Genomic DNA, 11,481 nt, shown 5'->3' with positions numbered 1-11,481 from the left:
TTAAAAAATATTCTGTGAATGACCTTATACAGATGCTTTCGGATCTTAAAATGATTAAAATCAATGATAGCTGGCATTTAAATGAAATAACCAATTATGCTAAACGTCTTTTCGAAAAATTTGAGATTCCCATCGAAACATTATACGTATCTCCTTTCAGAGTTAGAGGTTAACTAACCCCAGTGAGTTTCTTCCAAGTGAATTATCAGATTCATTGTTGGGATTGACAAAGTTTTTTATTATATTTGTGACGCTCTTAATTGTATATCCAACGTCAGCGGAATTGTACCGCTGTTTGGATAGCCAATTAAGAGCTTTTTCTTTGTCGACCCACAAAAGTAGTTTTTCTTTTATCCAGTTAATGAGATGCCTTGCTTTTCTATAATGAATAGATCGTATGCTGTTGATGTGGTTGTTGCCGAAGGCTTTTAAATGCAGCGCAACAACAAATGGTTTACCTTTTTTTTCAATCTCGAGCATTACTACAAATGCACCTAATTGTGTTGCACTTCTGAATACCGCAATAGGATTTTGAATGAGGATTGGGAGATTTCTTAATTCAGTCAGCTCAAATTTATGTTCCTCTTGTTTTGATTTGTTTAGCAACCTTGATGCTGATAATTCAATTTCTAAATTAGGAATCCCTGCTGCAAGCAGTTTTTCAGTGGGATCACCAAGTTTGAAGATATGATTTTTAGGTAGCTTGTTTTTGGAAAGTAAATCTATTTCGTGATTAAACTGATTGTTTATTTCAATAATATCAATTCTATTCCCAATTCCCCATAAAGTTGTTTGTGAACTGGATGCTTTAGGCAATTTATCTTTCCCTGATTCTTTTTCAGATTTTTCTTCCGGCTTTTCCCCTTCTGTTTTGGCACGCTCTAATATTGATTTTGGCAATATTTTATCAACATCAACGTCTTTCAGCAAGTATTCTACTGCATCAATGGCATACCCGTAGGCTTCGAGCAATATAGAATCCTGGTCTTTGCCTGACTTCTTAACGGCTTCATCGAGCCAGCCTTTCAAATATACTATTGTATTTTGGCGGTCGTAAATTAGGCTAAGTTCAGTTGCCATTATAGCGGCTCCGATTTCCGCCACAAGTTCTTCAGCTGCATATTCAGCTTTGCTGTTATGTGAATCTTTCAATGGTTTTCCCCTGCCAAGCCTTGATGGGTGCTTTGTAGAGTGGATCACCTCATGAAAGAGTACTTTGTAATAATTTACAATGTCGGTAAAGGCATCAATTTTAACGAGATGTATTTCATCCTTTAAGGGCGCGTAGTAACAGGAATCTTTTTCATCATAAAAAATTTGAGATGCATCATTTTGGAAAGTTTAAAAACCCTTGATATTACATGCGTGCAACGGGTTTTTTGGCCTCGTTGCACGGCGTTGCACAACCGTTGCACGAAAATAGGAAAAAATGGCATTTTTTGAGCTAAAACAATGGGCGCTGCCAAAACGACAGAAGCCCGCAGGCTTTATTCTGCGGGCTTCTGGTGAATTTTAAGATATTTTTAAAAAAAATGTTCGTCGGGGTGAGTGGACTCGAACCACCGGCCTCTACGTCCCGAACGTAGCGCGCTAACCAACTGCGCCACACCCCGAAAATGGTTTTAGGTCTGCAAAGATACAAAAGTTCCCCAAAATTCAGGTCTTATTTCACAAAATCCAGCTGAAGGCTTTCCTGCAGCAACTGTTCCCTGTCGACAGGAACCACCCCAACCTTTTCACACACAATACCTCCGGCAAGATTGACAATTTCAGCAGTTACCAGAGGAGAAAGTCCTGACGCAAAACAAAGGGCGGCAACACTTATTACCGTATCGCCGGCTCCCGAAACATCGGCGATGTCTCTAACATGTGCCGGAATGTGATGCGATTCGCGGCCGTCGGTTATCAACACCCCTTGCTCCGAAAGAGTGAGCAGCAAATATTTATGTCCTGTCTTTTGGAGAAATGCTGAGGCTTCCCGGGCAATTTTCTCCCTGTCATTGCGCGAAATGTCAGCCTTTACGCCTTCGGCAAATTCCCTGAAATTGGGTTTAAAAACGGTAGCATTCCTGTATAAGGCAAAATTGCGTTTTTTGGGATCAACCAGTACCGGAATGCCAGCCTCCTGGAAGAGTTTTGATGTTTCTTCAATAATGCGCGGTGTGATAACTCCCTTGTCGTAATCCTGAAAAATTACGGCATCAATTTTTATCCGCGAAACCAGTGCGCGTATCGCTTCAAGAAGCAGGGTTTCGGTATGAGGTTGCAGATAGTGGGTATCCTCTTCGTCAACCCTCAGTAAATGCTGATTACTGCTGATAATGCGGGTTTTCTGGGTCGTTTTTCGGGTTGAGTCATAAAGGATGCCGGCAGTTTCCATTTTATTTTGTTTCAGCAACCTGATGAAGGTTTTTCCTGCCGTGTCGTTTCCTATTACCGAACAGAGGAGGGCTGATGCACCCAGGCTGCGGATATTCAGGGCCACGTTGGCAGCACCTCCCAGCCGGTCTTCCCTGTTGGTACATGTTACGATGGGAACCGGTGCTTCGGGCGATATGCGTTCCACCTTACCCCACAGGTAGGAATCGACCATAACATCACCGATAATCATAACGCGAAGGCGCGAAAATCCTTCAAAAGCTTCCTTTATTGAACGGGTTGTCACAATGCAAAATTTTAGGAGGCCAAAGATAGCAATTTGATGATTAATTCTGCTTCAGGTTAAAAGGGATCCACATCCGGAACAATATCAACGCCCTTAAGAAGCGGAACCAGCTTTGCCTGTTCCAGTATGGCAGCAACCTTTTTTCTGTCGGCTTCAAGGTTCTTTCCCCGTTCCAGTTTAATGAGGATATTTCTCAGGTACTTGTTCTGGATTCTGCCCACTACAGGAAGATCCGGGCCTGTTACTCTTCCCGGGAAAGTTTCACGGAGGGTTTCTGCAAGGTGAAGAGCGGCACGGGTTGTTTTGTCTTCTGAACTGTGCCTGACCGTTATGCGGATGAGACGCGAAAAGGGAGGATACTGAAAGGTTTTGCGTTCGTGCAGTTCTTCCCTGAGCATGGCATAAAAATCATGTTTCATTACGGCCCGTATGATTCTGTGCTCCGGTTGGGAAGTCTGAATGATCACCTTTCCCTGCCGGTCTCTTCTCCCGGCCCGGCCGCTTACCTGCTCCATCAGCTGGAAAGCACGTTCAAAGGAACGGAAGTCAGGAAAATTCAGAAGATGATCGGCGTTAATGATGCCCACAACCTGCACGCGGTCAAAATCAAGACCTTTTGTTATCATCTGGGTTCCTACCAGAATATTGGTGGTTCCCTGTTCAAATTCATTCAGTATTCTTTCGTACGATGTCCGGGAACGGGTTGAATCCAGATCCATCCTGGCCACCCTGGCACCGGGAAAAAGGAGGGAAATTTCTTCTTCAATTTTCTCGGTCCCTGAGCCCATGGTGCGCAGGTCGGTACTGCCGCATTGCCGGCATTGCATGTTGCCGGGGTACACGGTGCCGCAATAATGACAGACAAGCTGATTGAGCTGTTTATGATATACCAGGCTTACATCACAATGCCTGCATACAGGTACCCAGCCGCATTCGTGGCATTGCAGGTAGGGAGCGAATCCGCGCCGGTTCTGGAAGAGAATTACCTGTTCCTTCTGATAAAGGGCCTGCTTGATTTCTTCTGAAAGACGGTCGGAGAACAATATTCTGGGAGGTCTTTTTTTCCGCTCAATGCGCATATCTACCACTTCAATGGCTGGAAGTTTAATATTGCCATACCGTTCTTTCAGTTCTACCAGCGCATATTTCCCGCTCTGGCAGTTGAACATGGACTCAACCGACGGGGTTGCTGATCCGAGCAATACTCTCGCACCATGCAGACCGGCAAGTACGATGGCTGCATCACGTGCATGGTAACGGGGTGCGGGATCAAACTGCTTGTAGGTGTTTTCGTGTTCCTCGTCAACAATGACCAGGCCAAGGTTGGTGAATGGCAGGAAGACAGAAGAACGCACACCCAGGATGATGGAAGGCTCAGGTGTCTTACCCTGTTCAGGCAGAAGTTTGTTCCAGGTTGCAATTCTCTCAGCGTCACTGAAACGGGAATGATACACATGCACCAGGTTCCCGAAAACTTTTTGCAGTCGCCTGATAATCTGCGAAGTAAGTGCTATCTCCGGAAGCAGGTACAGAACCTGTTTCCCCTGGCGGAGATATTCGGATATGAGGTGAATATAGATCTCCGTTTTGCCGCTGGAAGTAACTCCATGCAGAAGAACGGTCGCGGTTTTTTCAAAGTGCATTTTGATTTCTTCAAGGCACTTTTGCTGAGGTTCTTCCAGAACAGTTGAAATAACTGGTTCTGAGAGCACTTCCTTTTCTGATGCGGATTCCAGATAGTCAACAACAAGGATATTGCGTTCGATGAGATTTCGCACTATAGCATGGGAAACTCCTGTAATGCGCAAAAATTCTTCGCGTGCAATCAGGAATTTATCAGGAGATGGTTCCTTTTCAGCCAGCCGCAGAAAGTTTTCCATTGCCTGAAGTTGCCGGGGTGCCTTTTTCAGCTTTTCATTGAGCGTGGTATGTGATGCCGGGTTAATCCAGTCGGAGTGCAGGCGCAGGTAAGCTTTCAGCTGGGGATGGTATCCTTCTTTTATACTCTCGCTGGCTGAAACAGCTCCTTTGTCGAGCAGTTTTTTCAACGGTTGAAGGACAGAATTCTTCTGCAACTGTTTTGCTATATCGTTGATCCGCATGCCTTTTTTCTTTTGAAGCAATGAGAAGATGGCCAATTCGGAGGGGGACAGCTCTTCAGTTTTCACAAAGTCTTCCCGTGCGAACATCCGGGTTTCACTTTCAAGTTTCAGTCCTGACGGGAGGGCTGCCTTGCTCACTTCCCCCGGCGTACACATATAATAGTCAGCAATCCAATGCCAGAATGTAATTTGAAAAGGAACCACAACAGGAGATTCGTCCAGAATATCCGTCAACGGCTTTACATTGGGCACCTCGGGAGCTGTATCAGTAACCGATGCAACAATTCCGCTGAGGATTCTGCGTGCACCAAAGGGAACCAGTGCACGTACTCCGGGTTTCATCCTGTCTTCCCATCCGGAAGGAACCGTATAAGTAAAAGTCCCCGGAAGGGGAAGGGGCAGGATAACCTCGGCATAAAGCGGATGATTCGTCATATTAGCGGATTGGGCATACAAATATACCCAAACCACTGTTAATATGTGGCTTTATGACGAAAAAGCACCGGCACAGGATGGCAGAATTCCGCACGGAGGGTGTCTATCCAATCAGAATTTCGGCAACTTCCAGAAGCTGGGGATCAACGGTTTTATGCAACTTGATGGTTTTACTCAGAGGAACATGCACAATCTGATCGTTATCAATACCAACCATAATGCTGGTCTGGTCATCGAGCAGGGCTTCCACTGCAGCAACACCCAGCCTGCTGGCTGTAACACGGTCGTGGGTTGTGGGACTTCCGCCTCGCTGAATGTGTCCGAGAATGGTCACCCGTATATCAAACTGCGGGAATGCAGCCTGGACTTTTTTGGAGACGGCAATTGCTCCGCCTTCATCTTCCCCTTCGGCCACCAGAATAATACTGGATTTCTTTTGCTGGCCCCGCAAGGAAAGATAGTTCATTAATTTGTCAATTTGTCCCGGAACTTCGGGAATCAGGATAGCTTCTGCTCCGCAGGCAATGCCGCTCATGAGGGCAAGAAAGCCGGCTTCACGGCCCATCACTTCCACAAAGAAAATACGGTTATGCGAACTGGCAGTATCTTTAATCTTGTCAACGGCTTCCACTACGGTATTCAGTGCAGTATCATACCCGATGGTATATTCTGTTCCGTACAGGTCGTTGTCTATCGTACCGGGTATTCCGATCACAGGGAAATTGTGCTCACGGGAGAAAATGCTGGCTCCGGCAAATGATCCGTCACCGCCGATTACAATCAGGCTGTCGATGTCAAATTTTTTCAGATTTTCCCTGGCCTGTACTCGTCCTTCCGGTGTGCGGAATGCCACTGATCTGGCGGTCTGAAGGATAGTTCCCCCTTTCTGAATAATTCCGCTCACATCCGAGGAACACATCTTTTTGATTTCTCCGCTAATCAACCCTTCGTATCCCCGCATGATGCCATACACTTCAATGTTATGGTGCAGTGCTGCACGGGTTACGGCACGGATAGCAGCATTCATTCCCGGTGCATCCCCTCCTGAGGTAAGCACTCCGATTTTTTTCACTTCTCTCATAATCTCAATCTATGTTAAACAAAATCGTTGCAAAGGTATAAAACGTTTAATTACAATGTATTAAGTGAATATTATTTTTCCAGCTCCATCATGCGGTTTTTTACTTCTTCCATAAGCCATTGGGGTGTTGAGGTAGCACCGCTGATTCCGGCAGAAGATGCACCGGCAAACCATTCTTTTTTCAGTTCATCAGCGTGTGAAACAAAATAGCTCCTCGGATTTTCTTCCTTACAGCAGGAATAGAGGTAATTTCCGTTTGAGCTGTTTGCTCCGCTAACGAAGACAATTACATCAAACCTTCGCGCAAATTCTCTGATTTTTGCTTCCCTTCCGGAAACATAGCGGCAAATTGTACTGGATACCCGGAGCATTTCGTCAGGGTTCCGGCCAGCCTGGATGAATCTTTTTCTGATTTCGCCGGCTATCAGGCTGAATTTTGCCGGCTGCATGGTGGTCTGGGCAAAAAGCCAGAGCGGCCGGTTGTAATCAATTGTATCCAGATCAGCCGTTTCAGAAATGACGATTGCTGTATTTCCAGTTTGTCCTTTAAGACCAATAGTTTCGGGATGACCAGGCTTTCCGTATATGGCGATTTGTCCGTTGACGGTGAGAGCTTCTTTATAGGCCTTTTTGATTTTTTTCTGAACGCCGGCAACAATCGGACAGGTAGCATCGATAAGGTTCAGATCGCAAAGCTGAGCTGTTTCGTAGGTAGAAGGTGGCTCGCCATGAGCCCGGAGCAGAATAACGCTACCCTGCATTTTTGGCAGATCGGTGTGGGTTACCGAGCCGATGCCTTTGTTTTTCAGCCTCTGTACTTCTTCCGGGTTGTGGACGATATCTCCCAGAGTGGCAACAGGACCTTTCTTTGCCGCTTCTTCAGCCATCCGGATTGCCCGTGTAACTCCGATGCAGAAGCCTGCATCCGGATCGATGGTTATTTCCATTGGTTCACACCTCGAATTAAAGCCTGCAAAGATAATACAATCTGATTACCTTCCGAACCGTTCATGCAACACCTTTTCAAACCATTCCATTTGTTGTTCCACAGTCATATGCGAATTGTCGAGCAGGAGTGCATCGGGAGCTTTTTTCAGGGGACTAACCGACCGGGTTGAATCAATCCTGTCGCGTTCGAGAATGTTTTCCAGAACTTCCTTAAAGCTGATATCGATTCCTTTTTCCCGGAGTTCTTTGAAGCGTCGCTGAGCTCGTATCTCCGGTGAGGCGGTGAGGAAAATTTTTATGTCAGCCTGAGGAAATACAACCGTACCTATATCCCGTCCGTCCATTACAATGCCGCCTTTTTCTCCCAGCTTCCTCTGTATTTCCACCAGCCGTAATCGAACTTCGGGAATTTTGCTGATGATGCTCACTTTTCCGGCTACTTCAGGCTCACGTATCGCTTCTTCGACAAACTCGCCGTTGAGCACAATTTCGTTCTCTTGCCGTGCGGGACTGTATTCAAATGAAATTTCGATTTCAGGAAGCAGCCGGAGCAGATTTTCCATATCAGGATTTTCGCCGTGAAAAAGATGTTTTCGTAAACAGAACAGAGTGACGGCCCTGTACATTGCCCCGCTGTCAATATATCTGTATCCGAGCCGTTTTGCAATAGCTTTGGCAAAAGTGCTTTTACCGCAGGAGGAATGTCCGTCAACGGCTATAATAAGATGATCGGGGATGGATTGCATGATCGGTTTACTGATTGATTGATTTGTCGAGGAAGCCAAATTCGGAGAAATTGGTACTGAGGGAAAAGAAATTGGTGCCGCCGGCCAGATGCCAGGCTGCCCGTCCGTAACTAATATTGAATTTGTTGATACGAAGCCCGAAGCCCCATGAGAATCCAACGGTGCCCGGACGTGTGTCAATCATCATTTCTTTTCTTCTCTGGTAGTTGTAACCAAGACGAAAGTAAAAACTGCGGGAAGGGACAAATTCCACACCAAGTATTATATGGCGCATGAACTGATCGGCCAGTTCTTCCGTCCGGTTCTTTTTTACGGGCTTGCCGGTTATGGGGTCAATATCGGACGGATCATCCGGGTTTTTATAGGTAAGGTCAAAGCGTTGAAGCTGCTGGGCGGTAATGAGGAAACGGAAAGGAGCATATTGCAGTTTCTGGGCTACTCCCGCCAGGATTTCAAATGGAAGCGGTTCTTTCGACTGCGTATAGTATCCTTTGAACTGCAGTCCCATGTTACGAAAAACTAATCCGGCCGTAAACAGACGGTTCGGGGAGGTATAGGATGCCCCAAGATCAGCGGCCAGTCCGAACGCCTGATACCGTTCGAGCGATGAATACACCGGCTTGATAGTAATACCGGCATTCCAGCATGTATCAAATGTCCGTGAATACGTGAGATAAAGTGCATATTCTGCAGCCCTGAACTGGCCTGTTATTTGTCCTGTTTCATCGGCAGCTGAAAATGTTCCATAGTTAATATAATGAATTCCTCCGGCGAATGTGCCGGTTTTTGGAATGGTTCTGGCATAAGCAACGTATCCGTAACTGACACCGGAAAAGAGCGTGGCATAATTGAGGGCCAGGTTATTGTGCATGTCTTCCGTAAGGAGGGAAGGATTGAAATATGCCAGGTTGAGATCCCCATCAGCCAGCGCCACATTTTTCCCTCCGAGAGCACCAATTCGCGCTGAGCTGGTAAGATTCAGAAAATTCCATGTGGAAGTTCCTCCAATCTGGCCTGAGATTTCTCCGGTCAGCAGAAAAGCGCCCGCAAAGATTATGTAGCCGAATCGGTTCAAAAGAAAAGTTTTCGATACAACTTATTAACGGCAAAAATACAGAAGAAGTATGAATTATCGGCTGAAATCAGAAAATCGCGTTCGGCGTAACCCTTCTTCCGTCTCATTGGCTAATAATTGCGATAATCCAATATTCGTCTACCTTTGCATTGGAAAGTTGAAATTCTATTAAAAACGGTATAATGGATAAGGCAAAAGAGCCAATTTTATTTATAATCAATCCAATTGCCGGAATTCGCAGCAAGACCAATCTGGAAAATTCCATTCGGCGGCATTTGAATACAAAGCGGTATGAACCGGAATTCAGGTACACAGAATATAAGGGTCATGGAACAAAGCTGGCCCGTAAGGCTATAAAAAAAGGCATACAGAAAATAATTGCAGTAGGAGGAGACGGAACGGTAAATGAAGTCGGAGCGGCCCTTGCCGGGAAAGATGCCGCTCTCGGTATTATTCCGGTCGGATCAGGAAACGGACTGGCAAGGCATCTAAGAATCCCTGTCCGGGTTAAGGAGGCGGTTAATGTGATTAACCATAGCAAGGTAATCAGCATTGATTATGGTTTGGTTAACGGTATTCCATTTTTCTGTACCTGTGGTGTTGGTTTTGATGCTTTTGTCGGTATGCGCTTTGCCGAAAGCGAACAAAGAGGATTTATTACGTATGTCAAAACCACGCTTTCGGAATATGTCCATTACAAACCCAAGAAATACCAGTTAAAAGCCGGGAAAACCAGAGTCAACAGCAGGGCATTTCTTGTCACTTTTGCCAATGCAGCCCAATGGGGAAACAATGCATACATTTCGCCCCATGCCGATATTCAGGATGGTAAACTGGATATCTGCATTCTGGCGCCGTTTCCCAGATTCCGGGCTCTGAATATCGGGTATCGCCTGTTCAGCCGAAAATTGCACAAAAGTCCCTACCTGAAGGTTCTGCGCACCGATAAAGCCGTTCTCAAAAGGAAAAAGGCAGGGGCTGTTCATTATGACGGAGAACCGGCTGTTATGAAAAAAAAAATTACCATTGAAGCCGTCCACAAAGGACTGAATGTTATTGTGCACGAACAGTCAAGGTGGAAATAAGATTCTGTCCTTATTCCTGCGAGCGAAAAACCATCAGAAAACGGGTAATCCTGCTGCGCGACATCTGCGACATGACGATGCCTGCCATAACAATGAACATTCCTGTCAGTTTCATGGCGCTTAACTGCTCTCCCAGAAGGAGCCACGAAAACAAGGCTGTAAAAACCGGAATGGCATTGGTAAAAATATTGGCTTTTGAAGCACCTATCGAGGAAACTGCATTGACGAAGAAAATAAAGGCAAGAACTGAGGCGAAAAAAGTGAGATAAACAACCGGCAGCATATTTTTCCATGTAATGGCACCAAAGTCCAGCGCGGGGAATTCAAACACCAAAAATAAGGGCAGGAAGAGAAGGGCACCTATGCCATTTTGCCAGGCTACAATGGTAAACGGATTGAAACGTTCCGTCAGCCGTTTTACAAGCAGGGAATAACCAACAGCCGAAAAAACTGCCATAAAAATAAGAACGACGCCGAGGAGGGAAGAAGTGCCATGGGAGGAATTTGCATTAACCACAATCAGCACACCAGCAAGGGAGATGATAATACCGGCGATGTTGAGAACAGAAATTTTTTCCTTGAAAAAATAGTAGGCAGCCACAGGGGTAAAAACAGGAATGGTGGCAATGATAATGGATGCCAAAGTGGATGAAACATATTGCATTCCGAAACTTTCACCTATGAAATAAAGGAATGGTTCAAAAAGAGCGACAAGAAAAAACAGTGGCAGGTCTTTACGGGATACATGCTGCAACTTCCTCATGGTCACAGCCAGCAGGAAAAGAAAAGCGGATGAAAGGGAAAGCCTGAAGAATACCACAGTGAGAGGAAGAAAATGCTGATACGCCATTTTATACCATACAAAGGAAAAGCCCCAGAAAAGCATGGCGGCAAGAAGCAATACGTACATCAGCAATTTGCGCGACACCCTGAAAAAATTTGCGGCAAAAGTAATGAATTTATTAGGAGTGCAAATGATTTATTCCACATTGCGCAGCAAAAGTGCGCAATGTTCCCTGCGGGCCGCTTCCACTGCGTTTCAGCGGGATTTGCCCGGATGCTTTCGCACAAGGCCAGCGCACTGCGCATCAGTTCGCTTACACTCCTGATGCGCAATCCGGGCTTAATCGGCCGCTTCCACTGCGTTTCAGCGGGATTTGCCCGGATGCTTTCGCGCAAGGCCAGCGCACTGCGCATCAGTTCGCTTTAGCTCCTGATGCGCAATCCGGGCTTAATCGGCCGCTTCCACTGCGTTTCAGCGGGATTTGCCCGGATGCTTTCGCGCAAGGCCAGCGCACTGCGCATCAGTTCGTTTTCACTCCTGATGCGCAATCCGGGCTTAAC

Annotated in this window: 11 protein-coding genes and 1 tRNA gene; 2 read left to right on the top strand and 10 right to left on the bottom strand. The window is 46.0% G+C overall.

Annotated features, from left to right (window positions below; all coding sequences use genetic code 11):
* Positions 1–162: 162 nt before the first annotated feature.
* From GX419_08895 to porQ, 8 genes are all read right to left on the bottom strand, one after another.
* On the bottom strand, positions 163–1,152 hold the full coding sequence (locus GX419_08895; protein ID NLI24807.1) for a hypothetical protein: 990 nt from the start codon (positions 1,150–1,152) through the stop codon (positions 163–165).
* A gap of 387 nt (positions 1,153–1,539) precedes the next feature.
* Positions 1,540–1,613, bottom strand: a tRNA-Pro gene (locus tag GX419_08890).
* A 50-nt stretch (positions 1,614–1,663) separates the two neighbouring features.
* A complete protein-coding gene (locus GX419_08885; protein ID NLI24806.1) occupies positions 1,664–2,611 on the bottom strand; it encodes a D-glycero-beta-D-manno-heptose-7-phosphate kinase in 948 nt (315 codons plus the stop codon).
* A gap of 110 nt (positions 2,612–2,721) precedes the next feature.
* On the bottom strand, positions 2,722–5,202 hold the full coding sequence (priA, locus tag GX419_08880) for a primosomal protein N' (GenBank protein ID NLI24805.1): 2,481 nt from the start codon (positions 5,200–5,202) through the stop codon (positions 2,722–2,724).
* Between the two features lie 103 nt (positions 5,203–5,305).
* Positions 5,306–6,283: a 6-phosphofructokinase gene (gene pfkA / locus GX419_08875; GenBank protein ID NLI24804.1), complete on the bottom strand. Its 978-nt coding sequence runs from the start codon at positions 6,281–6,283 to the stop codon at positions 5,306–5,308.
* Between the two features lie 71 nt (positions 6,284–6,354).
* The gene (locus GX419_08870) at positions 6,355–7,230 is read right to left on the bottom strand and encodes a 4-hydroxy-3-methylbut-2-enyl diphosphate reductase (protein NLI24803.1); all 876 of its coding nucleotides are present in this window, start codon (positions 7,228–7,230) and stop codon (positions 6,355–6,357) included.
* A gap of 45 nt (positions 7,231–7,275) precedes the next feature.
* Positions 7,276–7,977, bottom strand: coding sequence for a (d)CMP kinase (locus GX419_08865; protein NLI24802.1), 702 nt, complete (start codon positions 7,975–7,977; stop codon positions 7,276–7,278).
* A gap of 7 nt (positions 7,978–7,984) precedes the next feature.
* Positions 7,985–9,052 carry a type IX secretion system protein PorQ gene (gene porQ / locus GX419_08860; GenBank protein ID NLI24801.1) on the bottom strand — a complete coding sequence of 356 codons (1,068 nt, stop codon included), beginning with the start codon at positions 9,050–9,052 and terminating at the stop codon, positions 7,985–7,987.
* Positions 9,053–9,234: 182 nt separating this feature from the next.
* Here porQ and GX419_08855 point away from each other — a divergent pair, with 182 nt between their 5' ends.
* Positions 9,235–10,137 carry a YegS/Rv2252/BmrU family lipid kinase gene (locus tag GX419_08855; protein ID NLI24800.1) on the top strand — a complete coding sequence of 301 codons (903 nt, stop codon included), beginning with the start codon at positions 9,235–9,237 and terminating at the stop codon, positions 10,135–10,137.
* A gap of 10 nt (positions 10,138–10,147) precedes the next feature.
* On the opposite strand, the gene GX419_08850 is transcribed toward GX419_08855, so the two are convergent.
* The gene (locus tag GX419_08850) at positions 10,148–11,065 is read right to left on the bottom strand and encodes a DMT family transporter (GenBank protein NLI24799.1); all 918 of its coding nucleotides are present in this window, start codon (positions 11,063–11,065) and stop codon (positions 10,148–10,150) included.
* Positions 11,066–11,146: 81 nt separating this feature from the next.
* On the opposite strand from GX419_08850, the gene GX419_08845 reads away from it, so the two are divergent.
* Complete coding sequence (locus GX419_08845) at positions 11,147–11,347, top strand: hypothetical protein (GenBank protein ID NLI24798.1); 201 nt, start codon at positions 11,147–11,149, stop codon at positions 11,345–11,347.
* Here GX419_08845 and GX419_08840 read toward each other — a convergent pair.
* On the bottom strand, positions 11,344–11,481 hold a 138-nt coding region (locus GX419_08840; protein NLI24797.1), incomplete at its 5' end, for a hypothetical protein. The genes GX419_08845 and GX419_08840 overlap by 4 nt on opposite strands.

The organism is Bacteroidales bacterium (assembly GCA_012517825.1).
Taxonomy (GTDB): domain Bacteria; phylum Bacteroidota; class Bacteroidia; order Bacteroidales; family JAAYUG01; genus JAAYUG01.
The sequence above is the reverse complement of the archived record's forward strand: the minus strand, read 5'-3'. Positions and strand labels throughout refer to the sequence as shown.

Excerpts from the sequence above, each read along its gene's own strand:
- GX419_08870 (NLI24803.1), bottom strand. The coding sequence starts at position 7,230 with ATGGAAATAACCATCGATCCGGATGCAGGCTTCTGCATCGGAGTTACA.
- GX419_08865 (NLI24802.1), bottom strand. The coding sequence starts at position 7,977 with ATGCAATCCATCCCCGATCATCTTATTATAGCCGTTGACGGACATTCC.
- GX419_08855 (NLI24800.1), top strand. The coding sequence starts at position 9,235 with ATGGATAAGGCAAAAGAGCCAATTTTATTTATAATCAATCCAATTGCC.
- priA (NLI24805.1), bottom strand. The coding sequence starts at position 5,202 with ATGACGAATCATCCGCTTTATGCCGAGGTTATCCTGCCCCTTCCCCTT.
- GX419_08845 (NLI24798.1), top strand. The coding sequence starts at position 11,147 with ATGTTCCCTGCGGGCCGCTTCCACTGCGTTTCAGCGGGATTTGCCCGG.
- pfkA (NLI24804.1), bottom strand. The coding sequence starts at position 6,283 with ATGAGAGAAGTGAAAAAAATCGGAGTGCTTACCTCAGGAGGGGATGCA.
- GX419_08885 (NLI24806.1), bottom strand. The coding sequence starts at position 2,611 with ATGATTATCGGTGATGTTATGGTCGATTCCTACCTGTGGGGTAAGGTG.